Annotated in this window: 31 protein-coding genes; 17 read left to right on the top strand and 14 right to left on the bottom strand. The window is 64.1% G+C overall.

The genetic code is table 11. From position 1 onward, the window contains the following. Window positions 1–4: 4 nt before the first annotated feature. The 4 genes from DH08_RS08750 to DH08_RS08765 are packed head-to-tail and all read right to left on the bottom strand — an operon-like array spanning window position 5 to window position 3100. Window positions 5–343 (bottom strand): XdhC family protein, encoded by a 339-nt coding sequence (locus tag DH08_RS08750; protein ID WP_192178931.1) that lies wholly within the window; start codon window positions 341–343, stop codon window positions 5–7. 44 nt (window positions 344–387) lie between these two features. Further along, on the bottom strand, window positions 388–1638 hold the full coding sequence (locus DH08_RS08755) for a vWA domain-containing protein (RefSeq protein WP_192178932.1): 1251 nt from the start codon (window positions 1636–1638) through the stop codon (window positions 388–390). A 4-nt stretch (window positions 1639–1642) separates the two neighbouring features. Continuing rightward, window positions 1643–2572: an AAA family ATPase gene (locus tag DH08_RS08760; protein ID WP_192178933.1), complete on the bottom strand. Its 930-nt coding sequence runs from the start codon at window positions 2570–2572 to the stop codon at window positions 1643–1645. A gap of 33 nt (window positions 2573–2605) precedes the next feature. Further along, a complete protein-coding gene (locus DH08_RS08765; RefSeq protein ID WP_192178934.1) occupies window positions 2606–3100 on the bottom strand; it encodes a flavin reductase in 495 nt (164 codons plus the stop codon). Window positions 3101–3281: 181 nt separating this feature from the next. Between DH08_RS08765 and DH08_RS08770 the strand changes: the two genes are divergently transcribed. Together DH08_RS08770 and DH08_RS08775 are read left to right on the top strand one after the other, a co-directional pair. Continuing rightward, window positions 3282–4352, top strand: coding sequence for a branched-chain amino acid ABC transporter substrate-binding protein (locus DH08_RS08770; protein ID WP_192178935.1), 1071 nt, complete (start codon window positions 3282–3284; stop codon window positions 4350–4352). Further along, a complete protein-coding gene (locus DH08_RS08775; RefSeq protein WP_192178936.1) occupies window positions 4352–5386 on the top strand; it encodes a P1 family peptidase in 1035 nt (344 codons plus the stop codon). Before DH08_RS08770 ends, DH08_RS08775 begins: the two co-directional genes overlap by 1 nt. 31 nt (window positions 5387–5417) lie before the next feature. Here the strand turns inward: DH08_RS08775 and DH08_RS08780 are convergent, their stop codons facing one another. Next, entirely contained in the window at window positions 5418–5672 is a 255-nt protein-coding gene (locus DH08_RS08780; protein WP_192178937.1) for a DUF2171 domain-containing protein, read from the bottom strand. 130 nt (window positions 5673–5802) lie between these two features. On the opposite strand from DH08_RS08780, the gene DH08_RS08785 reads away from it, so the two are divergent. Genes DH08_RS08785 through purB form a run of 3 tightly spaced genes read left to right on the top strand, consistent with a single transcriptional unit; the run spans window position 5803 to window position 8415 of the window. Beyond that, complete coding sequence (locus DH08_RS08785) at window positions 5803–6528, top strand: DUF2259 domain-containing protein (protein WP_192178938.1); 726 nt, start codon at window positions 5803–5805, stop codon at window positions 6526–6528. Between the two features lie 56 nt (window positions 6529–6584). Next, a complete protein-coding gene (locus DH08_RS08790) occupies window positions 6585–7049 on the top strand; it encodes a hypothetical protein (protein WP_246800742.1) in 465 nt (154 codons plus the stop codon). Between the two features lie 58 nt (window positions 7050–7107). Then, window positions 7108–8415 (top strand): adenylosuccinate lyase, encoded by a 1308-nt coding sequence (purB, locus tag DH08_RS08795; RefSeq protein ID WP_192178940.1) that lies wholly within the window; start codon window positions 7108–7110, stop codon window positions 8413–8415. A gap of 79 nt (window positions 8416–8494) precedes the next feature. On the opposite strand, the gene DH08_RS08800 is transcribed toward purB, so the two are convergent. Further along, a complete protein-coding gene (locus tag DH08_RS08800; RefSeq protein WP_192178941.1) occupies window positions 8495–9307 on the bottom strand; it encodes a VOC family protein in 813 nt (270 codons plus the stop codon). 245 nt (window positions 9308–9552) lie between these two features. Between DH08_RS08800 and DH08_RS08805 the strand changes: the two genes are divergently transcribed. Beyond that, complete coding sequence (locus tag DH08_RS08805; protein ID WP_192179062.1) at window positions 9553–10110, top strand: RBBP9/YdeN family alpha/beta hydrolase; 558 nt, start codon at window positions 9553–9555, stop codon at window positions 10108–10110. Window positions 10111–10137: 27 nt separating this feature from the next. On the opposite strand, the gene DH08_RS08810 is transcribed toward DH08_RS08805, so the two are convergent. Together DH08_RS08810 and DH08_RS08815 are read right to left on the bottom strand one after the other, a co-directional pair. Beyond that, entirely contained in the window at window positions 10138–10911 is a 774-nt protein-coding gene (locus DH08_RS08810) for an HpcH/HpaI aldolase family protein (protein ID WP_192178942.1), read from the bottom strand. A gap of 159 nt (window positions 10912–11070) precedes the next feature. After that, window positions 11071–11391 (bottom strand): DUF1476 domain-containing protein, encoded by a 321-nt coding sequence (locus tag DH08_RS08815; protein WP_006206037.1) that lies wholly within the window; start codon window positions 11389–11391, stop codon window positions 11071–11073. Between the two features lie 276 nt (window positions 11392–11667). On the opposite strand from DH08_RS08815, the gene purC reads away from it, so the two are divergent. From purC to DH08_RS08840, 5 genes are all read left to right on the top strand, one after another. Further along, window positions 11668–12462, top strand: coding sequence for a phosphoribosylaminoimidazolesuccinocarboxamide synthase (gene purC, locus DH08_RS08820; protein ID WP_006206035.1), 795 nt, complete (start codon window positions 11668–11670; stop codon window positions 12460–12462). Between the two features lie 67 nt (window positions 12463–12529). Continuing rightward, complete coding sequence (gene purS, locus DH08_RS08825; RefSeq protein WP_192178943.1) at window positions 12530–12769, top strand: phosphoribosylformylglycinamidine synthase subunit PurS; 240 nt, start codon at window positions 12530–12532, stop codon at window positions 12767–12769. Window position 12770: 1 nt separating this feature from the next. Next, the gene (purQ, locus tag DH08_RS08830; RefSeq protein WP_192178944.1) at window positions 12771–13439 is read left to right on the top strand and encodes a phosphoribosylformylglycinamidine synthase subunit PurQ; all 669 of its coding nucleotides are present in this window, start codon (window positions 12771–12773) and stop codon (window positions 13437–13439) included. A 51-nt stretch (window positions 13440–13490) separates the two neighbouring features. After that, window positions 13491–13901, top strand: coding sequence for a hypothetical protein (locus DH08_RS08835; protein ID WP_120015438.1), 411 nt, complete (start codon window positions 13491–13493; stop codon window positions 13899–13901). Window positions 13902–13905: 4 nt separating this feature from the next. Further along, on the top strand, window positions 13906–14547 hold the full coding sequence (locus tag DH08_RS08840; protein WP_192178945.1) for a Pr6Pr family membrane protein: 642 nt from the start codon (window positions 13906–13908) through the stop codon (window positions 14545–14547). A 31-nt stretch (window positions 14548–14578) separates the two neighbouring features. Here the strand turns inward: DH08_RS08840 and DH08_RS08845 are convergent, their stop codons facing one another. Continuing rightward, on the bottom strand, window positions 14579–14830 hold the full coding sequence (locus DH08_RS08845; RefSeq protein WP_192178946.1) for a DUF1127 domain-containing protein: 252 nt from the start codon (window positions 14828–14830) through the stop codon (window positions 14579–14581). A gap of 93 nt (window positions 14831–14923) precedes the next feature. Between DH08_RS08845 and DH08_RS08850 the strand changes: the two genes are divergently transcribed. Continuing rightward, the gene (locus DH08_RS08850; protein WP_192178947.1) at window positions 14924–16333 is read left to right on the top strand and encodes an aminotransferase-like domain-containing protein; all 1410 of its coding nucleotides are present in this window, start codon (window positions 14924–14926) and stop codon (window positions 16331–16333) included. 63 nt (window positions 16334–16396) lie between these two features. Here the strand turns inward: DH08_RS08850 and DH08_RS08855 are convergent, their stop codons facing one another. After that, window positions 16397–16561 carry a hypothetical protein gene (locus DH08_RS08855; RefSeq protein ID WP_192178948.1) on the bottom strand — a complete coding sequence of 55 codons (165 nt, stop codon included), beginning with the start codon at window positions 16559–16561 and terminating at the stop codon, window positions 16397–16399. A gap of 187 nt (window positions 16562–16748) precedes the next feature. On the opposite strand from DH08_RS08855, the gene purL reads away from it, so the two are divergent. The 3 genes from purL (at window position 16749) to DH08_RS08870 (ending at window position 19831) form a co-directional block, all read left to right on the top strand. After that, window positions 16749–18980 carry a phosphoribosylformylglycinamidine synthase subunit PurL gene (gene purL, locus DH08_RS08860; RefSeq protein ID WP_192178949.1) on the top strand — a complete coding sequence of 744 codons (2232 nt, stop codon included), beginning with the start codon at window positions 16749–16751 and terminating at the stop codon, window positions 18978–18980. Next, window positions 18977–19504, top strand: a complete 528-nt coding sequence (locus DH08_RS08865; protein ID WP_192178950.1) for a hypothetical protein — start codon at window positions 18977–18979, stop codon at window positions 19502–19504. The genes purL and DH08_RS08865 overlap by 4 nt, the downstream gene beginning before the upstream one ends. 93 nt (window positions 19505–19597) lie before the next feature. Continuing rightward, window positions 19598–19831 carry a BolA/IbaG family iron-sulfur metabolism protein gene (locus DH08_RS08870; RefSeq protein ID WP_023674714.1) on the top strand — a complete coding sequence of 78 codons (234 nt, stop codon included), beginning with the start codon at window positions 19598–19600 and terminating at the stop codon, window positions 19829–19831. 18 nt (window positions 19832–19849) lie between these two features. On the opposite strand, the gene DH08_RS08875 is transcribed toward DH08_RS08870, so the two are convergent. From DH08_RS08875 to DH08_RS08885, 3 genes are all read right to left on the bottom strand, one after another. Next, window positions 19850–21049, bottom strand: coding sequence for a ZIP family metal transporter (locus DH08_RS08875; protein ID WP_192178951.1), 1200 nt, complete (start codon window positions 21047–21049; stop codon window positions 19850–19852). Next, on the bottom strand, window positions 21046–22176 hold the full coding sequence (locus tag DH08_RS08880) for a multicopper oxidase domain-containing protein (RefSeq protein WP_192178952.1): 1131 nt from the start codon (window positions 22174–22176) through the stop codon (window positions 21046–21048). The genes DH08_RS08875 and DH08_RS08880 overlap by 4 nt, the downstream gene beginning before the upstream one ends. A 118-nt stretch (window positions 22177–22294) precedes the next feature. After that, window positions 22295–23101, bottom strand: coding sequence for a phosphodiester glycosidase family protein (locus DH08_RS08885; protein ID WP_210328578.1), 807 nt, complete (start codon window positions 23099–23101; stop codon window positions 22295–22297). A gap of 163 nt (window positions 23102–23264) precedes the next feature. On the opposite strand from DH08_RS08885, the gene grxD reads away from it, so the two are divergent. Further along, window positions 23265–23600: a Grx4 family monothiol glutaredoxin gene (grxD, locus tag DH08_RS08890; protein WP_006206022.1), complete on the top strand. Its 336-nt coding sequence runs from the start codon at window positions 23265–23267 to the stop codon at window positions 23598–23600. Window positions 23601–23789: 189 nt separating this feature from the next. Then, a complete protein-coding gene (locus DH08_RS08895; RefSeq protein WP_192179063.1) occupies window positions 23790–24989 on the top strand; it encodes a Bcr/CflA family efflux MFS transporter in 1200 nt (399 codons plus the stop codon). A gap of 79 nt (window positions 24990–25068) precedes the next feature. Here DH08_RS08895 and DH08_RS08900 read toward each other — a convergent pair whose 3' ends face one another. After that, entirely contained in the window at window positions 25069–25476 is a 408-nt protein-coding gene (locus tag DH08_RS08900; protein WP_192178954.1) for a hypothetical protein, read from the bottom strand. Window positions 25477–25478: the final 2 nt, after the last annotated feature.

The following is a 25478-nucleotide window of genomic DNA, read 5'->3' on the forward strand; positions in this document are numbered from 1 at the left end:
GAGGTCAGCCCAGGCGTTCCACATAGACCTTGATGCGGCCGCCGCAGGACAGGCCGACCTGCCAGGCGGTCTCGTCGGCGACGCCGAACTCAAGCAACTTCGCCTTGCCTGAGCCGATGACGTCAATCGCCTCGGTCACCACCGCGCCCTCGACGCAGCCGCCCGAGACCGAGCCGTGGAAATTGCCGTCCGCGTCGATGACCAGATGGCTGCCGACAGGACGCGGCGCCGAACCCCAGGTTTCTACCACGGTAGCTATGGCGACATCCTTGCCGTCCTTCATCCAACCCTCCGCGATGATCAGGGGATCGCGGGCCTCATCGAGATAGATGTTGTTTTCCATGATCACTTCTCTCAAGGTCTGTTTTTTGGATGCAAAACATATGGCTATGCGGCCCGCCGCGCGCCAGCGTCCAGCCAGCGGCGCGGATCGACCGAGCCGGCCGACTTCTTGTCCAGCGAGGCGCAGAGATCGGCCAGCGCATCGAGATTGTGCACCGAGCGGAACTCGTCGACATGCGGCAGCATCGCTTTGACGCCGCGGGCGCGCGCCTCGAAGCCGTCGAAGCGCAGCAGCGGGTTCAGCCAGATCAGCCGCCGGCAGGATTTGTGCAGGCGCTCCATCTCCTCCGACAGGCCGGCTACATCGTCGCGCTCCAGCCCGTCGGTGATCAGAAGCACCACCGCGCCCTGCCCCAGCACCCGGCGCGACCACAGCCGATTGAATTCGGCCAACGTGTCGCCGATTCGGGTGCCGCCCGACCAGTCCTTCACCGCCGCCGAACAGTCGGCCAGCGCGGCATCGGGATCGCGATGGCGCATCTGCCGCGTCAGATTGGTCAGGCGCGTACCGAAGACGAAGGCGTGCACGCGCCGGCGCTTTTCGGTCAGCGCGTGCAGGAAGTGCAGGAAGATGCGCGTGTACTGGCTCATCGATCCGGAAATATCGGCCAGCACCACCAGCGGCGGATGGACCGCGCGGGCGGAGCGGAATTTCGGCAGGATCAGCTCGCCACCGGTGCGCGCGGCCGAGCGCATCATGGCGCGCGGATCGACACGGCGGCCATGCGCATCGGCCTTGAAGCGGCGTGTCCTGACCATGTCGAAGGGCAGCCGCAACTGAGCGATCGCCTTCTTGGCATCGGCCATCTCGGCGGCGCCCATCTGGGCAAAGTCCTTGCTGCGCAGCACCTCGTTGCCGGAGAAGGTGAAACGGGCGTCGACCTCGATCTCGGGTATTTCCTGCACCGGCTGGTTCTTCTGATGGCCCTCGAACATCGCCTGGCTGACGCGGTTTTCCGCCGCGCGCGGCTTTTGCTTCTCTTTGTTGTCCGGGGCAACGGGGGAAAACATCGCCAGCATCTTTTCGATCAGCTCGCGCGATTTCCAGAACAACCGGAAGGCTTCGTCGAAGGTCGGATGATCCTCATGCCTTGAGACCAGCACGGCATGCAGCGTCCAGTAGAAATCGTCGCGCGAACCGATGCCGGCGGCCAGCACCGCCTCGATGGCATCCTTGACCGAGGCCGGTCCGACGCGCATGCCGGCCTTGCGCAAGGTGCGGGCGAAATAGACGATGTTGTCGGCGATGCGCCCGTCCACTGTCGCCTCTCCGGGATCGGGACGCGGCGCCTTCATTGCCTTACTCCGCCGCCGCGAGCTCGGCCTTGACCTCGTCGAGGATACGCCGGCCCTCGCCCGCGCCGATGCGGGCAATGTCATCCTGGTATTTCAACAGCACGCCGATCGTGTCGGACACGGTTTCGGGATCGAGCGCCACCTTGTCGAGTTCGGTCAGCGCGCCGGCCCAGTCGATGGTCTCGGCAACGCCCGGCGCCTTGAACAGCTCGACCTGGCGCAGCTTCTGGATGAACGACACCACTTCGGCCGACAGCCGGCTGTTGGCCTGCGGCACCTTCCTGTGCACGATCTCGAGTTCGCGCTCGGCATTGGGGTAGTCGACCCAGTGGTAGAGGCAGCGCCGCTTCAGCGCGTCGTGGATTTCGCGGGTGCGGTTGGTTGTGATGATGACGATCGGCGGCTCTTCCGCCTTGATCGTACCAAGTTCCGGCACCGTAACCTGGAAATCGGAAAGGATCTCGAGCAGGAACGCCTCGAAGGCCTCGTCGGTGCGGTCGAGTTCGTCGATCAGGAACACCGGGGCCGCACCCGCCTTGCCGGTCAGCGCGTCGAGCACCGGGCGACGGATCAGGTATTTTTCGGAGAATACATTGCGTTCCATGTCGGAGCGCACGACCTTGCCGGCCGCCTCCTCCATGCGGATCTCGATCATCTGCGCGGCATAGTTCCACTCATAGACGGCGGAGGAAACGTCGAGGCCTTCATAGCATTGCAGGCGGATCAGCCGGCGGCCGAGCGCCTGCGCCAGCACCTTGGCGATCTCGGTCTTGCCGACGCCGGCCTCGCCTTCGAGGAACAGCGGCCGCTGCATGCGCAGAGAGAGAAACAAAACCGTCGCCAGCGACCGATCCGCCACATAGTCCGCACCGGTCAGGAGATCGAGCGTCTCGTCGATCGTCCGCGGCGCCGGGCGCGGTTTCAGCTCGGTCATCCTGTCTCCGTGGCTGCTGCCCATTCAGAGTCTCTAGAGCGCGCGGTAGGCGCGGTCGTGATAGATCAGCGGCCGCAAATTATCGCCGATGCGCAGGCCTGTCACCTTGCCAAAAAGCACACGGTGGGTGGCCAGATCCTTGGTGTCGAACAGCTCGCAGTCGAACACGGCGAGTGCACCCTTCAAGGTCGGCGCGCCGGTCGAGATGACATCCCACTCGCCGAGCGCGAAACGCTCCTCGACCGGCAGGCCGGTCATGCCGGAAAACCCGATCGACAGCGGTTCCTGGTGCGAAGCCAGCGTATTCAACGCGAATCTGCCGTTTTTCACGAAAGGCTCGTTCTTGGGATTTTCGCGGTTGAGGCAGACAAGGACCGTTGGCGGTGTGTCCGACACCGAACAGGCAGCGATGACCGTCGCACCACGCCTGCCGGCGGGACCGTCGGTGGTCACCACATGGACGTGGCCGGCAAAATGCGCCATCGCGTCGCGATAGGCCTGCGGCCCGATGTCATTCTTCTTCAGCACTGATGATTTTCCACAAGTCGAAACCCGATCGTTATATATGGGGGCATACGGCATGCCACAAGCGAAGTGCTTGACCCACATCCCGAAATTCGCGTGTTGCACCCGGGACGAGCAGCCTTTAGGTCTTGGCGGGAAGAGGCGCCGGGAGCATGCATCCGGCACGGAGGAATTCTTCGTCAGAATGCGACCCCGGACAGCGACGATAGCGGCATTGCTTTGGCTGCTCCCTGCAGGCGTCAGCGCCCAGACGCTGCTTGTCGGCGTCGCGGCACCTCTGTCCGGCCCGTCGGCGATCCTCGGCAAGCAGGTCGAGGCCGGAGCCAGCCTGGCGGCCGAGGCGAACGGCGCTGAGATCAAGACAGTCGACGATGCATGCACGGCGGACGGCGGCGCTGCCGCCGCACGCGACTTCGCCGCGGCGAAAGTCAGCGTCGTGGTCGGTTTTCTCTGCACCGACGCGATCGAGGCGGCGCTGCCGATCCTCAAGGACGCCGGCATCCCGGTCATCACCGTCGGCGTGCGCACCGAAAGCCTGACCGACCGGCGCGCCAAGACCGGCTGGCCGGTCTATCGGCTCGGCCCGCGCGGCGACGACGAGCGCAATGCCGTGGCCACTATTCTCACCCGGGTCTGGCAGAAGGAGCTTTTCGCCATCGTCGACGACGGCACCATCTACGGCCGCGAGATCGCCGAGACGCTAAGGGCAGCAGCCGAGCAGGCGAGGCTGAAACCGGTGTTCGTCGACACGTTCCGGCCGCAGCTCGACAACCAGATCGGGCTGATCGGCCGGCTGAAGAAATCAGGCGCGACGCATGTCTTCGCCGGCGGCGACGGCGACGACATCGCCATAATGGGCCGCGATGCCGGCCAGCTCGATGCCGGCATGACCTTTGCCGGCGGCGAGAATATGCGCACGCCGCCGGGCGACGTGCCCTATGCAGCGGGTACGCTGATGATCGCACCGCCCGAATGGGCCGATGTCGCCGACCCCAAGGTGCTCGAGGCATTCGCTGCAAAGAGTATCATTCCAGAAGGTTACGCGCTGCCCGCCTATGCGGCGGTCGAGATCGCCAGGGCGGCCGTGGCGGCTGCAGAGACCTCCGGCAAACCGCTGGCGGAGCTGTTCACCGCGCATGACTTCACCACTGCGATCGGGCCGGTCCGTTTCGACGAAAAGGGCGATCTCAGCAAAATCCCCTACCGCGCCTTCCGTTTCGACGGAACGCGTTTCGTGCCTTTCGAGACGCAGTGATGTTTCGCACCGGCCCGCGCAACCTGATCACCGATGTCGCCGGCCTGCGCGTCGGCAATGCCGCCGACGCCAGGCTGAAGTCGGGCGTGACCGCCCTGCTTTGCGACGAACCGGCGGTGGCCGGCGTGCAGGTGCTGGGCGGCGCACCCGGCACGCGCGAGACGGACCTGCTCGAACCGCAAAATTCCATCGAGGCGATCCATGCCGTTGTGCTCTCGGGCGGCTCGGCCTTCGGCCTCGATGCCGCATCCGGCGTGCAGGCGGCCTTGCGCGAGAGGAACATCGGCGTCGAGGTCGGCGGCTTTCGCGTGCCGATCGTGCCGGCGGCGATCCTGTTCGACCTGCGCAATGGCGGCGACAAGGACTGGGGCCGCTATCCGCCCTACCGCGAGCTCGGCTACGAGGCCGCCCAGGCCGCTGCGGCCGACTTCGCCCTCGGCACCGCTGGCGCCGGCACCGGCGCACTGACATCGGGACTCAAGGGCGGACTCGGTTCGGCTTCACTACTGCTGGAAAGCGGCGTCACCATCGGCGCGCTCGCCGCCGTCAACCCGACCGGCTCGGTGACCGTCGGGCGAACCCGCCACTTCTGGGCGGCGCCTTTCGAGATCGGCGACGAGTTCGGCGGGCTTGGCTATCCATCGCCGATGCCGGAAGACGCAAGACGGATCCTGTTGAAGTTCCGCGACCGGAAGTTCACCGGCAAGGATAGCGACAGGCAGGCGGAGACCGGCGGCAACACCACCATCGCCGTGATCGCCACGGACGCCGTCCTCACCAAGGCCGCCGCCAAGCGTCTGGCGATATCGGCGCATGACGGCTTCGTGCGCGCCATCTGGCCGACGCACACGCCGGCCGATGGCGATCTGGTGTTCGCTCTGGCGACCGGCAAGAGCGGCATTCAGCTTTCAGCCAACGACGCCATCGACCTCTATGCGGCGGCCGGCGCCACCATGGCGCGCGCCATCAGCCGCGGTGTGCATGCGGCCACCCCGGCCGACGGCGATCTGTTTCCGGTCTGGTCGTCGCGCTAAAGCAATTTCAGGAAAAGTCGCGCCGGTACGTTCACACGGGATCGGATTTTTCTTCCTCGAAGGTCACCGCGACATCCGAATTGGCCGACAGCCACACTTTCTTGCCGTCGACTTCGGCGACAAGGCTCAAGGGAATATAGTGATGATGTCCCTTGTGGGTGCCCTCGCCGCTGTCGGCTTTTGTCAGCTTGATCCGCTTTCCCTCGACCTTGTCGACGGTGCCGACATGGACGCCATCGGCGCCGACCACTTCCATATGCTCGCGAATTTTGCTGGCGTCGGTCATGATGCTTCTCCATTAGGCTGCCGACAACAACAATCGGCCGCCCGATTGGATGCGTCGCCATCGCCCCGGCACGTCCTGTTCACCATGATGTGATAGGGGTGTCCTATCCTTTCAGCTGGAGCGAAAGCCAATGCGAATTCCTGTTCTGATCGGCGCCTGGCTGTTCGCGCAGCTCGCGGTCACCATCCCCGCCAGTGCCGGCGATGTCGCCGAGCTTGAGATCCTCGGCTTCACCAAGGATGGCGGCGTTTTCGCCTTCGAGGAATATGGCGTCCAGGACGGATCGGGATTCCCCTATGCCAATCGCTACTACATCGACGTCAATGACGACACATTCCTGAAGGGCACGCCGATCAAGGTCCGGCTCGACGACGAGAACGCCACGCTCGAGGCGGCGCGCCTGCAGGCCCGGCAGAAAGGCGAAGCGATCGTCAGCCATGCGGAGCTCAACGCCAATCGCGGCATCACCGCCGGCTTCAACCCGGTGACCGAACTCTCGGCCGATCCGTTCCGCATGGTGGTCAATCCACGGCCGATCTTCTCGCCGGTCGACCCCCCGCTCGAATTCCGGCTCGACGAGATCGCCATGAACGACACCGAACGCTGCCAGAGCCTGGGCGAGATCAATGGCTTTCGCCTGCTGCGAATCGAGGCGAAGGATGGCGGCCAAACGCATCTGTTGCATGAGGACAAATCGATTCCCCAAAGCCGAGGCTGCCCGAACGGCTACCAGATCGGTGCGGTGCAGACATTCTCGCTCGACAGTCTCAGCGCCTACGCCGTTCTGATCGCTGTCCGACAATACGGCTTCGAAGGGCCGGATTTTCGCTGGATCGCGGTGACCGGCCGCCTGTGACACCGCTTCCTCAACCCACCATGCGCACTCGCACCCGAGGCCGTCTGCGGAGCGCCTTGCCATCGCTGCGCACTGCATTTCTCGGCGCCGTGTTGTGGGGCGCGACGATGGGCGCCAGCGCGTTGATCAATCTCCTGCTGGACGATTGGGAAACGCCGGCCAAGATCCGCTTTGTGTCGCTGCTCTATGCCGCTGGTGGCGTGCTGGCATTCCCGGTCGGCCTGTTTCTGGCGCGGCTGGTTTCGCGAGGCCGGCACTGGGAGGTTGCGCTTGCCGCGGCCTTCGTCTGTCTGCTCGCCGCGACGCTCGCTTTCACCGGCGGACTGTTCGCTCTCCAGTACCGTTCTTACTATGCCGAATGGCATGCGCCCGCCTTCACCATCACCTGGGCATTCGAGCTGGTGTTCACGGGATTGACCGCGCTGTACCAGTTCGTCGTTCTCGGCATCCGGCTCTATTTTCCGCTCGGTTTCGCGGCACTCGCTGTCGCCAGCGTCTGGTTTGCGCGCCAGCGGCGTTGAGCATTTGGCCAGCCTCTGTTAGGACGCGGGCGAATCCCTCGTATGTCAGGACTGACCGATGATCCCTCGCTATTCCCGGCCGGAAATGGTCGCCATCTGGTCGCCCGAAACCCGCTTCCGCATCTGGTTCGAGATCGAGGCCTATGCTTGCGACGCATTGGCCGAACTCGGCGTCATTCCCAAGGAAGCCGCGAAAACCATCTGGGAAAAGGGCGGTGCCGCGAAATTCGACGTCGAGGCGATCGACGAGATCGAACGCGTCACCAAGCATGACGTCATCGCCTTCCTGACCCATCTCGGCGAATTCGTCGGACCGGACGCGCGCTTCATCCACCAGGGCATGACCTCGTCGGATGTGCTCGACACCTGCTTTGCCGTGCAGCTGACCCGCGCCAGCGACATCCTGCTCGCCGACATCGACGGGCTGCTCGCCGCGCTCAAGCGCCGCGCCTTCGAACACAAGGACACCGTCACCATCGGCCGCAGCCACGGCATCCATGCCGAGCCGACAACCTTCGGCGTCAAGCTGGCGCAAGCCTATGCCGAATTCTCGCGCTGCCGCGAGCGGCTGGTGCACGCGCGCGAAGACATCGCCACCTGCGCCATCTCAGGCGCGGTCGGCACCTTCGCCAACATCGACCCCTATGTCGAAGAGCATGTGGCGAAGAAGCTCGGCCTGAAGCCGGAGCCGGTGTCGACGCAGGTGATCCCGCGCGATCGCCACGCCATGTTCTTTGCCACGCTCGGCGTCATCGCCTCGTCGATCGAGCGGCTGGCGATCGAAATCCGCCATCTGCAGCGCACCGAGGTGCTGGAGGCGGAGGAGTATTTCTCGCCGGGACAAAAAGGCTCGTCGGCGATGCCGCACAAGCGCAACCCGGTGCTGACCGAAAACCTCACCGGCCTGGCCCGCATGGTGCGCGCCTTCGCGCTGCCGGCGATGGAGAATGTGGCGCTCTGGCACGAGCGCGACATTTCGCATTCCTCGGTCGAGCGCATGATCGGGCCGGACGCCACGGTGACGCTCGATTTCGCGCTGTCGCGGCTGACCAGCGTCGTCGACAAGCTGTTGGTCTATCCCGACAACATGCTGAAGAACATGAACAAGTTCCGCGGCCTGGTGCATTCGCAGCGCGTGCTCCTGGCGCTGACCCAGGCCGGCGTCAGCCGCGAGGACGCCTACCGGCTGGTGCAGCGCAACGCCATGAAGGTGTGGGAACAAGGCGCTGATTTCCTTGAGGAACTTTTGGCCGACAAGGAGGTCACGGCTGCCTTGCCCGAAGCCGAGATCCGCGAAAAGTTCGACCTCGGCTACCACACCAAGCATGTCGACACGATCTTCAAACGGGTGTTTGGAGAGGCCTGAGCATTCGAGCAGGCATTCGCAAAAAGCCCGCCTGACGTTGTCGGCGGGCCTTTTTGTCCGAGCGTCGATCAGGCGATGCTCACGCCTTGCCGGGAACGGTCCTGATCACCGTGCCCCACGGATCCTCGCGGGTCGTTTCACTGGCAATATTGTCCGAGCGCATCTCGACCCAGGCCAGGCCCGAGCGGGCGGGATCGCGGCGGCCGGCGCCGGAACTCTGCCAGGCATTGGCGCCGATGTGGTGGTGATAGCCGCCTGACGACAGGAATACCGCCTGGCCGCCATACTTCGCCACAGTGTCGAAGCCGAATTCCTGGTTCCACCAGGCCTCGGCCTCTTCCGGCCGGCCGACGCGCAGATGCACATGGCCGACAATGCTGTTTTCCGGTGCACCCTGCCATCCCGCGTCGCCGGCCGGAACGTCGGCGACAACGGACGGAATGTTCAGCCGCTCGGTCGCCATGGCGATCTTGTCGCCGTTCCACTTCCAGTCCTGCGGCTGGCGGTCGGCATAGATCTCGATGCCGTTGCCCTCGGGGTCGGTCAGGTAAAGCGCCTCACTGACCAGATGGTCCGATGCGCCCTCGATGCCGATCTTGTTGGCGATGGCGTGGTTGATCCAGCGGCCAAGGTCTGCCCGGCTGGGCAGCAGAAAGGCAGTGTGGAACAGGCCAGCGCTGCGCGGATCGTCGGGCTTCGCCGCCGCATCCGGCTCGATGACGAGCAATGGGCGATTGGCGGCACCGAGCGTGATCGCGCCGTCGGCGCGGCTCAATTCCTGCAGGCCGACGACCTGGCGATAGTAGGCAGCCAGGCTTTCGGCGTCGCGCGCCTTCAACCCGACGCGGGAAACGCTCACCGGAGTGCTGGCGGCAAAAGGCAGTTCGCTCATCATTGTCTCCGTTCGGGCGGCGCTCGTTGAAGCTCCCAAAGCCAGAAGCCCGGCGCCACCGATGATTGTACGTCGTGTCAGTGCCAAAATCCCGGTCCTTCACGGCTGTTTGTTGTCCCGTGTCAGATCGTCGATCGCGATCGTTCACACAAGATGCCAAGAAGCGAACAAGGCGTTCACTATTGTGATCGCCAACGTCATTCGAGATGGTTGCACCCGGCATCGGCGCTCGCTACATGCGCGCCATGAAGGTCAGGGACGCAGATATTCTCATCGTGCCGGGCTACACCAATTCCGGTCCCGAGCATTGGCAGACCCGCTGGCAGTCGAAACTGTCGACGGCGCGTCGGGTCGAGCAGGCGGAATGGTCGAAGCCGGTGCGCGAGGACTGGACGGCGAATGTCGCCAAAGCGGTCAACGAGGCCGAGCGGCCGGTCGTCATCGTCGCGCATTCGCTGGGCGTCGCGACAGCAGTGCAGGCGATGCCGCAATTCCGGCGCCCTGTCGCCGGCGCCTTCTTCGTGGCGCCGCCCGACGTCGCCAATCCGGAGATCAGGCCGAGGCACCTGATGACCTTCGGGCCCTACCCGCGCGAGCCGCTCAGCTTTCCCTCGGTGGTGATCGCCAGCCGCAACGACCCGTTCTGCGCCTTCGACGTCGCCGAGGACATTGCCGGGGCCTGGGGCTCATTGTTCATCGACGCCGGCGATGCCGGCCATCTCAATGCGGATTCCGGCTTCGGCCCATGGCCGGAGGGCTCGATGACGTTCGCCAAGTTCCTGACCGATCTCAAAGGGACTTAAGACCCTGGAGACAGCGCGCCAGCGCCGTCAGTTGCCGATCGAATCCCGCATGCTCTTCAGCAAGGTCTTGGCGCCGAGCGCGATCAGCGCATGGTCCGAGCCCATGGCCAACAACCGGTAGCCCATCGCCACCACGCGGCCTGCGACAGCCGGCTCGATGACGTAGATCGCAGCATGCTTGCCGGCCTTGCGCGTGCGCTCGGCGATCGAAGCGACCGTCTCCATCATGCTTTCCAGCGTCGAATTGACGGTGGCGCCGTTCGACCAGGCGATCGAGAAGTCCGACGGGCCGACGAAGATGCCGTCGATGCCTGGCGTGTCGAGGATGCCGTCGAGCGCCTCGAAGGCGGCGCGCGTTTCGACCATCGCAAACGCCATCGTGCGCTGGTTGGAGTCGCGCAGCCATTCGGCATGGTCGCCCTTGCCGTGGCGCGGGAACGCGTAGGTCGGCCCCCAGGAGCGCTCGCCCATTGGCGGATACTTCATGGCGGCGGCGAAAAGCCTGGCGTCGGCCACCGAATTCACCATCGGCGCGATCACCGCCTCGGCGCCGAAGTCGAGCGCCCGGCTCGCCATGTCGAAGCGGCCGACCGGAATGCGCACCAGCGCCGGCTTGTTGGCGGCGAGCACCGGAACGAGACCGCGCAGCACGCTGTCCTCGTGATGGCCGCCATGCTGCATGTCGAGCGTGACGGCGTCAAAACCCTGCTTGGCGACGATTTCCACCGTGAGCGCGTCCGGAACTCCGGACCATGCGGTGAACAGCGTTTCATCCGCCGCCAGGCGTGACTTCAGGAACATCGGCTCTTTCCTTGTTAACGTCAGCAGTTTCAGCCGGAAACGGCGGCAAAGGCAAAGAAAAACCGCCCGGCTGGGCCGGGCGGTCGATTGGTCCAGATAAAGGCTCTATCGGAGCATGATCCTTTCCGAAAACCGGCCTCCACTTTTCGGCATCATGCTTTAGGTGTTCTTGATCTGCTCGATCGCCTGCGCCATCAACTCATCCATGGTGCGGCGGATCTGATGATCGGACTGGGCAACGCCGGCCGCATCGAAATCCGCGCGGATCTTGCGGAAAACGTCGTGATCGCCGGCTTCCTCGATGTCGGCCACGACCACCTCCTTGGCATAGGTTTCGGCATCGGCGCCCGACTTGCCGAGCTTCTCGGCCGCCCACAGGCCAAGCGCCTTGTTGCGGCGGGCTGAAGCCTTGAAGCGGAGTTCCTCATCGAAGGCGAATTTGCGCTCGAAGCCCTCTTCGCGGTCTTTCATGCTGCTCATGGCGTCCCTCCGGGTCAAATCCGATTCGTTGGCGGTGAATATGTGTGTTGCCGAAGCACAAACCAAAAGGCCGCGGGCCGGTCAATATGCTACATCATTTGCTGCGCTGCGGCATTTCGGTCCCGAAACCGGTTGATTGAAAGGATTTGCCGATTGAGCAAACAGTGCGATTGGGATAGACACCGGCATTGAACACCGCCGTCTGTACACTAATTTAGGCAGACGGAGAGGAACTGGTTGCTTGCCGCCTGCCCGGAAATCCAGAGAAAAAATCAGATGAAAAATCGCCGCCGCATTTATGAAGGCAAGGCCAAGATCCTCTATGAGGGACCCGAACCGGGCACGCTGATCCAGTTCTTCAAGGATGACGCCACCGCATTCAACAAGAAGAAACACGAGGTCATCGACGGCAAGGGTGTGCTCAACAACCGCATTTCCGAGTATATCTTCAACCATTTGAATCGGATGGGCATTCCGACCCACTTCATCCGCCGGCTCAACATGCGCGAGCAGCTGATCAAGGAAGTCGAGATCATCCCGCTCGAAGTGGTGGTGCGCAATGTCGCCGCCGGTTCGCTATCCAAGCGCCTCGGCATCGAGGAAGGCACTGTGCTGCCGCGCTCGATCATCGAATTCTACTACAAGGCCGACGCGCTCGACGATCCGATGGTATCGGAAGAGCACATCACCGCCTTCGGCTGGGCAAGCCCGCAGGAGATCGACGACGTCATGGCGCTGGCCATCCGCGTCAACGATTTCCTTTCCGGCCTATTCATGGGCGTCGGCATCCAGCTCGTCGACTTCAAGATCGAATGCGGCCGCCTGTTCGAGGGCGACATGATGCGCATCGTCGTCGCCGACGAGATCTCGCCCGATTCCTGCCGGCTGTGGGACGTGGCGACACAGGACAAGCTCGACAAGGACCGTTTCCGCCGCGACATGGGCGGGCTGGTCGAAGCCTATCAGGAAGTCGCCCGCCGCCTCGGCATCATGAACGAGAACGAGCCGCCGCGCCCGACCGGGCCGGTGCTGGTCGCGTCCAGCGAGCCGCCCAAGGGCATGAAGCACTAATTACCAAACCGGGCTTGCCGGTGACGGCGAGCCCGGCGCAGACCGTATTGATTTCTCAGGAGCATCGATGAAAGCCCGTATCACCGTCACCCTCAAGAACGGCGTGCTCGACCCGCAAGGCAAGGCGATCGAACATGCGCTGTCCGGGCTGGGTTTTGACGGCGTCGGCCAGGTGCGCCAGGGCAAGGTCTTCGACGTCGAGCTTACGGAGACCGACGCGGCCAAGGCCGAGGCCGATCTCAAGGCCATGTGCGACAAGCTTCTGGCGAATACGGTGATTGAGAATTACGCTGTGGAGATCGCCTGAGGTGAAATCAGCCGTCGTCCTTCTGCCTGGCCTCAACCGCGACCGCGACATGATCGCGGCGCTGACCAAGATTTCCGGCAAAGCGCCGGCGACCGTCTGGCAGACCGATACCGAAATCCCCGATGTCGACCTGATCGCCATCCCGGGCGGCTTTTCGTTCGGCGATTATCTGCGCTGCGGCGCCATTGCCGCGCGCATGCCGGTCATGCGGGCGGTGGCCGAAAAGGCGGCCAAGGGCGTCATGGTCATCGGCGTCTGCAACGGCTTCCAGATCCTGGTCGAGGCCGGCCTGCTGCCGGGCGCGCTGATGCGCAATTCGTCGCTGAAATTCGTCTGCCGGCAGGTGAAGCTCAAGATCGACAACGCCAACACCATGTTCACCCGCCGCTACCAGCCGGGCCAGATTATCCGCTCACCGGTTGCACATCATGACGGCAATTACTTCGCCGATGCCGAGACGCTCGCCCGTCTCGAGGGTGAGGGACAGGTGGTGTTCCGCTATGCCGAAGGGACCAATCCCAACGGCTCGATCAACGACATTGCCGGCATCATCAACGACAAGGGCAATGTTCTGGGCCTGATGCCTCATCCCGAGAACCTGATCGAGGCGGCGCATGGCGGCAGCGACGGCCGGGCGTTGTTCGAAGGTGCCCTCGGCATCGCCGCCTGATTTTTTTCACCTGAAGAATCCCTTCTGAACGCGAGACAGGGCGGCCTGACCATGAGACTGACGATTGCTCGCCTTGCTCTCTTGGCCGCCGCCGGTCTTGCACTAGCCTCCTGCCAGTCGAGCCCGAAGAGCGCGCCGGTCCCGTCGGGCAAGAGCGCGTCGCTGCTTGCCATGGAACAGGTGGCGATCGCCGCCCATAAATGCTGGATCGCCAGCAAGGATCCGGCCTTCAAACCCTATCAGATGGCCAACGAGCTGAATTCGTTCAGCGGCACGCCGCGCTTCCTGCTGGTCCCGGCCAAGCACTATGGCGGCAAGCCGCTGCTGGTAGTGCAGGCGCAGGGCAATTCCAGCAGGGTCGACGTGTTCGGTCCGCTGATGGCCGACCCGCTCGGCGCCCGCATCGGCTCGGACATCGCACGCTGGCAGACGGGCAATCCCTCTTGCGCCGCGGCCGCGTAGGCCAATGGGCCGCTTCCTGCAGAACGCCGGGCTGGCCATCGGTCTGGCCGGGCTTGTCCTGCAGTTCTGCATCACCATCCCGGCGTCAATGGAAGCCGGCCGCAGCCTGCTCGGCTCCATCGTCTTCCTGTTCAGCTTCTTCACCATCCTGACCAACATCGGCGCGGTGCTCGTCCACACCTCGCTGCTGTCGTCCAGCGGCTATGCCTGGCTGCCGGCCTTTGCCGGGCCACGGATACGAGCCGGCGTGGCGATCGCCATCACGCTGGTCTTCATCGTCTACGCAACGGTCCTGGCGCAGCTTTGGCAGCCGCAGGGGCTGTTCCTGCTTTGCGACGTCCTGCTGCACTATGTGACGCCGGTGCTGTTCGTGCTGTGGTGGCTTATCGCCGGCGCCGACGGCACGACGCGCTTGAGCGACATTTCCTGGTGGATGGTTTATCCGATCGCCTACCTGATCTATGCGCTGGCGCGCGCGCCGTTCGCCGGCGAAGTGCCCTACCCGTTCCTCGACGTTGCCAAGAACGGCGCGGCCAGCGTCGCTGTTTCGGCGCTGGCCGTGACTGGACTTTTTCTGGTGCTGTGCATCGTCGCCGTCCTGGCCGACCACGCTGTGGCGCGCGCCACGGGATCAAAAGCCCGCTAGACCTGCGCGGAAGGTGCGAGCCCGGCAGAGCTCAATCCCAGAACGGCCTCAGGCCTTCGCGATGGGCATCGCAGCGCGAAACGCCGATGTCCTTGAGCTGCTCGTCGGTCATTTCCAACAAAGCCAGCCGGCTGCGCCGGCGCTCCAGCAGCCTGGCGACCCACATGGCGAGCGAGCGGACCATGAGCATGAGACGGCGGCCGTGGGTCGGCCGTGCCGACGGGCGTTGCGTCTGCCCGATCCATTCAGTTCCCGCGTAGCGAATTGTCTCGATTGTATCCATTGTCATTCTGCCAAGTGTTGCAATTGTACCTATTTCTGTGCACCTTCGATATGGATTGACTCATTGACCGGTGCAATATACAAAATTGTCACCATGACAAATTGGCTTCCCGATCTCACCGCCGGCTCCGGCCCTCTCTACCAGCGTCTTGCTGACAGCATTGAGTCAGATATCGATCGCGGCGTCATCGACGTCGGGGCAAAACTACCGCCGCAGCGCGACCTCGCTTATGATATCGGCACCACCGTCGGCACCGTCGGCCGGGCCTACCAGTTGCTGCGCGAGCGCGGGCTGGTCAGCGGCGAGGTCGGCCGCGGCACCTACGTGCTCGCCCAGCAGTCTGAAACGAAGTCCGATCTCCCGCCGCCCGATGTGCAGGGCACGCGCTTTATCGACGCGCCGAGCGGCAAGCTGCGCTTCGACAGCACGGCCGCGCCCGACATCGGTCAGGGCGCCATCATCGCCGAAGTGCTGTCGCGCATAGCGCAGGAGCATCCGTACGACATTTCGAGCTACACGCGGGATTTCCCGGCGCGCTGGTACGAGGCCGGCGCCCGCTGGCTGTCGCGGAACTCGTTCAAACCGGCCGCCGATGCCATCGTGCCGACGCTCGGCACGCATGCGGCGGTGATGGCCGCCATCGCCGCGCTGACCACGCCCGGCGACTATGTCGCCTTCGAGCACCTCACCTATTCGCAGATCTCGCGCAGCGCCGGCCTGATCGGCCGCAGGACCGTGCTGGTGGCATCCGACGAGGGCGGCATCGATCCCGATGATTTCGAGCGCGTCTGCGCGCAAAAGCACCCGAAGATGATGTTTTTGATGCCGACGGCCAAGAACCCGACGCTGGTGACGCTGTCGGCGGATCGCCGGCAAGCGATCGCTCGCGTCGCTCGTGAGTACAATGTCGTGCTGATCGAGGACGATCTTTACGGCGACCTGACCGACGATCCGACGCCGCTGCTCGCGGAATATGCGCCCGAAAGAACCATCGTTGCCGGCGGCCTGTCGAAATCGGTCGCGGCGGGCGTTCGCGGCGGCTGGCTCGCCTGTCCGCCGGCCTACCGCCATCGCATCCGCGTCGCCCACAAGATGATGACCGGCGGCCTCCCCTTCCTGCTGGCCGAGGTGGGCACAAGGCTTGTTCTGTCCGGCCAGGCCGGCGAGATCCGCAAGCGCTGCATCGCCGAAATCGGCGCGCGCATCGCCATCGTGCGCGAGACGCTCTCCGGTTTCGAATTCAGGGCCAAGGACAGCGTGCCTTTCGTCTGGCTTACCTTACCCGACCCCTGGCTTTCCGGCACCTTCAAGAATGCCTGCCTCGAGCATGGCGTGCTCATCGACGACGAGGACGAGTTCAAGGCCGGCCGCTCCGAGCAGGTCTTCCACGGCGTGCGTTTTGGCGTTTCGCAGCCAAGGCAGAGCAAGGATGTCGCCGGCGGCGTCGCGGTGATCCGGCGCCTGCTAGAGGAAGGCCGCGCCGGCTACGACAGTTTTTCCTGAAACGGTCCGCGACCGACAGTTCGTCTTCTCTTGCTACGCAGCTTGGTCCTTGTGGAACCTCGGTCAGCCCTCGGCCTTGAAGTTCCTGGCTTCCTTCGCGCCCTTGTCCTTGCCGTGCTTCTCGGCCAGGTCTTTGGCCTGTTGCGGCGAAACGTCGGTGATTTCCGCAAGATGCATAGCCTCCTTGTCCGAGAGGCGATTGTCTTTCTTGCCTTGCTTGGTGGCCATGTCCAAATCTCCTGATTGATTGCAGACCCAACGGCCGGGATGCCATAGCGTTCCCCAACGGCTCCCGCTGCCCCTCTCACCCTTTGGTTTTCCGGCGTTTTTCGTCATTCGATGGGGTGTATCGCGCGGAAGCTTGCGATAAGAGGGGACTCAAAATCCCCGCTCCCATGGACACAAATCGCCGCCCATGACCATTTCCAATTCCGTGCCGATCACCCCGGAACTCATTGCCTCGCATGGGCTGAAGCCCGATGAATACCAGCGCATCCTCGACCTGGTCGGGCGCGAGCCGAGCTTCACCGAGCTCGGCATCTTCTCGGCGATGTGGAACGAGCACTGCTCCTACAAATCCTCGAAGAAATGGCTGCGCACGCTGCCCACCACCGGACCGCAGGTCATCCAGGGTCCGGGCGAGAATGCCGGTGTGGTCGACATTGGTGACGGCGACTGCGTCGTGTTCAAGATGGAGAGCCACAACCATCCGTCCTACATCGAGCCCTACCAGGGGGCGGCGACCGGCGTCGGCGGCATTTTGCGCGACGTCTTCACCATGGGCGCGCGGCCGGTCGCTGCGATGAACGCGCTGCGCTTCGGCGCCCCGGACCATCCCAAGACCAGGCATCTCGTCGCCGGCGTGGTTTCCGGCGTTGGCGGCTACGGCAATTCCTTCGGCGTGCCGACGGTCGGCGGCGAGGTCAATTTCGACGCCCGCTACAATGGCAACATCCTGGTCAATGCCTTCGCTGCCGGCCTGGCCAAGACGGACGCCATCTTCCTGTCCGAGGCCAAGGGCGTCGGCCTGCCGGTCGTCTATCTCGGCGCCAAGACCGGCCGCGACGGCGTCGGTGGCGCAACCATGGCCTCGGCCGAATTCGACGACAAGATCGAGGAGAAGCGCCCGACCGTTCAGGTCGGCGACCCCTTCACCGAAAAGTGCCTGCTCGAAGCCTGCCTCGAACTGATGGCGTCCGGCGCGGTCATCGCCATCCAGGACATGGGTGCGGCCGGCCTCACCTGTTCGGCGGTCGAGATGGGCGCCAAGGGCGACCTCGGCATCGAGCTCGATCTCGACAAGGTGCCGGTGCGCGAGGAGCGCATGAGTGCCTATGAGATGATGCTGTCGGAGAGCCAGGAGCGCATGCTGATGGTGCTGCGCCCGGAAAAAGAGCAGGAAGCCGAGGCGATCTTCCACAAATGGGGTCTCGACTTCGCCATCGTCGGCAAGACCACCGATGATCTGCGTTTCCGTGTCATTCACCAGGGCGACGAAGTCGCCAATCTGCCGATCAAGGATCTCGGCGACCAGGCGCCCGAGTACGATCGTCCGTGGGTCGAGCCCAAGAAGCCGGCGCCGCTGGCCGCCAACGACGCACCCAAGGCCGACGTCGCCGACGCGCTGCTCAAGATGCTTGGCGGGCCGGACCTCTCCTCGCGCCGCTGGGTGTGGGAGCAGTACGACACGCTGATCCAGGGCAATTCGCTGCAGCTTCCGGGCGGTGACGCCGGCGTTGTCCGCGTCGAAGGCCACCCGACCAAGGCGCTCGCCTTCTCCTCCGACGTGACGCCGCGCTATTGCGAGGCCGACCCGTATGAGGGCGGCAAGCAGGCGGTGGCCGAATGCTGGCGCAACCTGACCGCCACCGGGGCGCTGCCGCTGGCCGCCACCGACAACCTCAATTTCGGCAATCCGGAACGGCCCGAGATCATGGGCCAGTTGGTCGGCGCGGTGAAGGGCATCGGCGACGCCTGCCGCGCGCTCGGCTTCCCGATCGTCTCCGGCAACGTCTCGCTCTACAACGAAACCAATGGGCGCGGCATCCTGCCGACGCCGACCATCGGCGGCGTCGGGTTGATCGCCGACTGGTCGAAAATGGCGCGGATCGGCTTTGCCGCCGAAGGCCAGATGATCATACTGGTCGGTGCGCCGTCCATGTGGGGAACCCATCTCGGCCAGTCCGTCTATATGCGCGACATCCATGGCCGCGCGGACGGCCCGCCGCCGCCGGTCGACCTCGAGCATGAAAAGCGCGTCGGCGATCATGTGCGCGCGCTGATCGCTTCCGGCGTGGTAACGGCGGCGCATGACGTCTCCGATGGCGGCATCGCCGTGGCGCTGGCCGAAATGGCGATGGCGTCGGGCATCGGCGCCACCGTTCCAGGGCTTAGCGGCTCCGACCCGATCCCGGTCTGGTTCGGCGAGGATCAGGGCCGCTACCTGCTGACGCTGTCGATCGACCCGCAGAGCGGCGAATGGGACAAGATTCGCGAAGACCAGGGCAAGCTCGGCATCTTCGCACCGTGGATCGGCTCGACCGGCGGCAGCGAATTGAAACTCGGCGAAGCACGCGCGATCCCGGTCAGCGACCTGACAGCCGCTCATGAAGGCTGGTTCCCGCGCTTCATGGATCAGGCCATTTGACCACCAAGCTGGCCGTCCGGGCGCTGCTCGCAGTCGTCTTCTGGCCGTCGCTGTTCTTCTTCTGGTTTCTCGGGCCGTTCGTCTTTTTCCTGCTGTCGACGACCGGAAGCGAAGTTTGCCCCCGCCTGGAAACGCGGGCGGAGTTTCTTGCCGCGGCCAACGGCACGATTTTGATGTTGGCCGTCCAGAGCCTCGTCTATGCGGTGCCGATCCTGTGCCTGGTTCTCTGGCAACGGCTTGCACCGGAACCGGCGCGGGCACGGCACATCGTCACCTGCGTCAAGCTTTTTGCCGTTACCGTCGTCATCGGCGTGCTGTGGGCGTATGGCTCCTCGCTCGTCTGCGACGGCTATGGCCAGGCGTTTTTCTCGCCGCTCTGGCGGTGGACGAGTTTTCTTCCCATCGTCAATGTTGTGATCAACGTTCCGCTTTATGTGCTGACCTTCAGCCTTGGCCGCGCCTTCTCGACACGCGAGGATATGCCCGCGGATGACGCGGTTCCTCCAGATCAGGACATTACCTGAGCCTTCATTGGTCTTTGGCGCTGGCGGACGGAACTGCTTCAATCCGAACGAGAAAGGCTTTAGGCTCACCCCGACTCTCACTAGGATTTTGCCATGGCAATGGACGCGCACGACATCGAACGGCTAATCAAGGAAGGCATCCCGGACGCCAAGGTGACGATCCGCGACCTCGCCGGCGATGGCGACCACTATGCGGCCGAAGTGGTGGCAGAGAGCTTTCGCGGCAAGAGCCGCGTCCAGCAGCACCAGATGGTCTATGACGCGCTGAAGGGCAATATGGGCGGCGTGCTCCACGCACTCGCCCTACAGACCAGCGTCCCGGACTGAATTTCCGGCCGGCGCGGGTCAGATCTTTACCAGCATCGCCGTCAGGTACATGAAGCCAACTCCGGCCGCCAAACCAGCCATCGCGCTCGGTGCGAGCAAGGCGCGTGTGCCGTCGGTCCGCTGACGAAGCTGCATCGACACGAGCTCGACGATCACCTGCAGGATTGCCCCGGCGCCGACCGCCAGCGCCAGCGCCGACCATTGCGGGGCATAGGCAAGGCTGCCGATCCACAGGCCGATCACGGCGGGGCCGCCCGCCAGCAGCGTCAGCGCGGCGAAGGTCCGCAATGGCGGCCGTTGCTTTAGGATCGGGGCGGCAATGCCGATACCCTCGGTGATGTTGTGCAGTGTGAAGCCGAGTACGAGGAAGGTGCCCAGCCCCGCCGCGCCCGAGGCGAAGGCGGCGCCGATCGCCAGCCCTTCGCCGAGATTGTGCAGGCCGATGCCGAGCGCGATGAAGGTGGCCAAAGCCAGGCCGGTCGGCGTTCCGCTCCGCCGGCCAGCGGCCATCAGCAGCAGGAAACTGGCTGCGGCGGCAAGCACGATCATCGTCGGTCCCTGGAACAGGGCGGCGGCCTCGCCGGCCAGTTCGAACGCATCCTCCAGGGCATCGACGAACAGGAAGGCGAGCAAGCCGACAGTGAGCGACAGAAGGAAGTCCATGCCGCTGCGTCCAACGCCGCGGAGCGCGGGATAGAACATCAGGCCGATCGCCACGGGCAGGATGCCGACGAAGGCGCCAAGCACCGCCTGCGCGGCGAAGCTCAGCGAATCGCGTGTCGGCGTTGGTACGGCGACGGCGATCTCATGCCCGAACGTCGTCCCGGTGCTGGTCACGACGTTGATCGCATGCGCCTCTCCCAGCACCCAGGGATATGGCAGGCTGATCCAGGCCGTGGCGCCGCGCGCGATCGGTCCCGGCGGATCCTGCGTGAACTGCCAGTAGGCATCGTCGACCTGGACCTGCGCGATGGTCATCGGTTCCGATCCGCCGGCTCGGATGAGAACGCGGATGCCGTCCGCCCCCAGGATCGTCCGCTCGAAAGTGAGGTTCTCGACCGCCGGCGCGCCATTGCGGAAGCTCGACAGCGGGTCCGAGGAGACCAGCCAGGCGATGGCCAGCCCGAGCACGACGAGCGGCAGCGCGACCCAGAGCAGATAGGCCGACCTTGGGCGGTCGGCGCGCGTGTCGGCGGAAGTCCGGCTCAGATCGGTCACGACACGGCCTCCACGACGTCGAACATGCCGGACCAGCCGAGTTCAGTGAATTCCGACTGGTGAGGATGGAACATGTAGAGCCCTGGCTCATGCTCCCGGAAATGGAACTCGAGGATGCCGCGCTCGGCCTGGCACTGGGTGATCAAGTCGACCGTCTTGAGCGTGGGCGTGAGCGTCGTACCCTGATTGTAGTAGTCGAAGAAATTGGCATGCAGGTGGAAGGAGTTGATCGGGTCGAACTCGACGACATTGACGAGATAGATGCGGACCGGCTTGTCCTTCAGCACCCGGATCGGCTTCTTCGCATAGGCGTGAGCGACCGTGTTGACTGCGTAGACCTCGTTCTCATTGTCGAAGTTGGTGTCGAAGGCATTCATGACCATGACGAATTCCTGCCAGCCGGCATTCTCGGGCGTGCCGAGCAGGCGCGAGCGGGCGACCGCTTCGTGCTCCGGATGCCGGGCCGGATCGGGGTCGATCACGAAGGCGCCGTACATACCCTTCTGGATGTGCCGTTTCAGCGGTAGGGCGTGGCAGTGATAGAGATGACAGCCAAACGGCCTGGCATCGAACTCGTAGACGAACTCCTCGCCCGGCCCGATCAGGCCGGCGCCTGGAACGCCGTCCATGCGCGCGGCATGGATGCCGTGAAAATGCATCGAATGCGGATGCGAACCCTGGTTGCGGAAGACGATCTTCAAGCGCTCACCCTCGGTCGCACGTAAGGTCGGCCCCGGCACGCGGCCATTGTAGGTCCAGGCCGGGAACATGATGCCCGGCGCGATCTCTATCTCCTTGTCCTCGGCCGTGACCTCGAAGGTGCGAAGCGTCCGCCCGTCCGGCAGCATCGACACCGTCCCGGTATACCAGTCGCTCAGCAGCTTCGACGGATCGAAGCCGTTGCGGGCGTCATCGACCTCGCCGACCGTGATCATCGAACCATGGGCCGAGAGATGCGCCGGCTGCGCTTCAGCGGCAGCGGCCGCCGGCATCTCGTGACCGGCGTGGCTTGTCTGCCCGCGGGCGGCACTCGCCGCGACCGCCGTGCCGCCGGCAGCCATAAGGCCACCGGCCAGAAGCAGCCTTCGATCGAGCTTTCGCTCCAGCAAGGATTTCGTTTCGCGCATGCCTGCGTTCCTCCAGATCGCGGCAAGGATAGCGTATGCTTCAAGATTTAGCTATAGCTATATTCGGCAGCGGCCAATTGACGCCGGACAGGGTAGACGAAAGCTTTTCTTTGGGAGGCTACCCCGCCGCAGGTCTCTTCGTCGAGACGGAGATGATCGGCCCCGCCGGATAATGTCCGCCGACGATCATCCGCTCGCCACCCGACAGCGCCGAGACCGCGCCGTCGAGAAACAGCGCGTTGGGGCAGCCGAGCGCGTCGCGAAACAGCCGTGCGAAGCTGCCAAGGCTGACCGCCGAGCGCGAGATCGCCAGCACGACCGTATTGCCGTCACGCACGCCGACACCGTTGCGGATGTAGCGCGACGTGCCATTCGGCTCGAAGCGCGGGTGAATCTGGCCGTCGATGACCAGCATCGGCCCGGATTGCGTGGCAAACGCCACATCCGGCCTGGCGGCGGCATAGGCGCTCGCCTCCATGACCGCCGCCCTGCCATCCTTGCCGATCAGAAACACGCCGTTCGGCTTGAGGAAGAAGTTGCCCTCGCCGTCGGCGAGGTTGAGCGGCGATTTTTGAATACGATCCTCTATCAGAAGGCCGACCGGCGTCAGGTCTTCGTGGTACATGCCGCCATTCATGGCGAGCAGCACCGGCCTGCCCTCACCCGCCATCGCTTTGTCGAAAGCCTGCAGCGAACCAAAGGGCTTGTCATCGGCGCCGTCATGGAAGACGCCGATGCTGTTGGTGCGAAGGTCGATCTCGCAGACGACATAGGACACGGCCTCGAAGCCGACATCCCGGCACGGTGCCGGCAGTTCGCCGCCGACGACCAGCGGCGGCGGCGCGGGGCGCCTGGACCACCAGGCCAGAGCCATCGCAGCCAGCAAGATGGCGATCAGGATCGCGGCGCCATATCGTCTTTTCATCACGCCCCGGAGAAAGCAGTTGGCTCAGATGCTTGGCCCAACATCGGCGATCCTTTGCGCCATTTCCGCGGCGGCGGCGCAAACATCTTGTTTCGGTCAACCTATGGGTTTATTTGATGGCTATGTTTCGAGCCTGACTCCCACAGGCGTGAAAGGATTCTCCATGAGCGGTATCAACGACTACATCGACAGCGAAGTGAAGAGCAACGACGTGGTGCTCTTCATGAAGGGCACGCCCGGTTTTCCGCAGTGCGGTTTCTCCGGCCAGGTGGTCCAGATCCTCGACTATATCGGGGCCGACTACAAAGGCGTGAACGTGCTCGACTCGGCGGAATTGCGCCAGGGCATCAAGGAATATTCCAACTGGCCGACCATTCCGCAGCTCTACGTCAAGGGCGAGTTCGTCGGTGGTTGCGACATCGTGCGCGAGATGTTCCAGGCGGGTGAACTGCAGACGTTCCTCGTCGAAAAAGGCGTCAGCGTCAAAGGGGCCGCCTGATTTCGGTTAGTGCATTGGACGACATGCACTAAAGCGTTCGGGGCTGCCCCCACCTCGGCAATTCTAACTCCCGGGCCTCGGGAATGAGACGAGCCAATGCGCCGGTTCTCCGGCGCTTACTCGTTTGAAAGATCGGACTTTGCCGTGGACAAGCAGGTTGAAGCGCCGCAGCAGACAGGCAGCCTGCCTATTCCGCGCTGGGAATTTATCGCGCTGTGCGCGGCGCTGATGGCGCTCAACTCCTTGGCCATCGACATCATGCTGCCGGCGCTGCAGCAGATCGGCGCCTCGCTCGGCGTCATCAATGAGAATCATCGCCAATATGTGATCACCGCCTACATTCTTGGCTTCGGCGGCGGACAGCTTTTCTTCGGGCCGATCTCCGACCGTTTCGGGCGCCGCCCTCCGCTTGTCGCCGGGCTGATCATCTATGTGCTCGCGGCCGGCGCGGCAGCAATCGCCCCGTCTTTCGCGACGCTGCTTCTGCTCCGGATGGTGCAAGGCATCGGTGCGGCCGCGACGCGCGTCATCGCCGTCTCGATCGTGCGCGATACGTTCGACGGCAGGCGCATGGCCGAGGTCATGTCGCTGATCTTCATGGTGTTCATGGCCATTCCGGTGGTGGCGCCGGGCATCGGCCAGTTCATCATGCTGTTTGCCTCCTGGCACTGGATCTTCATCACCATGGCGGCCGGCGCGCTGATCGTGTCCGCCTGGTCGCTGCTGCGCCTGCCAGAGACGCTGCATCCCGAGTATCGCCGGCCGCTGACGGCCGCATCGATCGTCGGCGGTTTTCGCATCGTGCTCACCAACCGCATCGCGCTCTGCTATGCCTTCGCCAGCACCTTCATCTTCGGCGCCATGTTCGGCTTCATCGCCTCGGCCCAGCAGATTTATGTCGACGTGTTCAATGTCGGCGAGATGTTCCCGGTCATCTTCGCCGGTGTCGCGGCGGTGCTCGCCTTTTCCAACTATCTGAACTCACGCCTCGTCGGCCGCTTCGGCATGCGCCGGCTGTCGCAGAGCGCGCTGCTGTTGTTCCTGGTGATCAGCCTTGCCTGGCTGCTGGTGTCCCTGGAAATGAAAATGCCGCTCTGGCTGTTCATCGCCTTCTTTGCCAGCGCGATGGTGCCGTTCGGTGCGCTCGGCGCCAACTTCAACGCTTTGGCCATGGAGCCGCTCGGACAGTTGGCCGGCACGGCATCATCCATTCTCGGCTTCATGCAGACCTTCCTCGGCGGCATCCTCGGAACGCTGATCGGCCAGGCTTTCAACGGCACGGTGACGCCTTTGGCCGCCGGCTTCTGCAGCGTGTCGGTCGCGGCATTGCTGATGATCTTCATCGCCGAGCGCGGCAAGATGTTCCAGCCGCACAACCCACCCGTTTGATGCGCGCGGGCGCGCTGTAAGTTTTTGTTTTGTGCGTGTCGTTGTCCCAAAACCGCTGCCCACTTTTGGGCGACACGCTTCACGAGGCCCTTTCAAAGGTTGCCGTGAAGCGAGGGGCAAGCATACGCCCTGCGATTGCGCCGCCCATGCTGTCCGAAAAGGGCATCGGCAGAGCCTCGTCGAGTGCCTTGAGGATGGAAGCCACGAAGGCCCGGTTCAACGCGCTGTCGGTTCCCAGGTCGGAAAAGGTCGCGCGCGGCTTGCCGATGAGCGTGCCGTTTCGGCGGAGCGAGAACCGCAGCGTAAGGGACATGCCGGCGGTTCCAGGCGGCGGTTTCCAGCAAGCATAGATGGCGGCCGACATCTCCATCAAGGTGTCGACGGGATCGGGGCTGTGACAGGCGCGTTCCTGCGCTCCTGCTTCGCTGGAACCGGCAACCAGGGCGACGGCAAGGACCGCTGCGACGATTGCGGACCGAGGTTTCATCG

This window comes from Mesorhizobium amorphae, assembly GCF_014843845.1.
Taxonomy (GTDB): Bacteria; Pseudomonadota; Alphaproteobacteria; order Rhizobiales; family Rhizobiaceae; genus Mesorhizobium; species Mesorhizobium amorphae_A.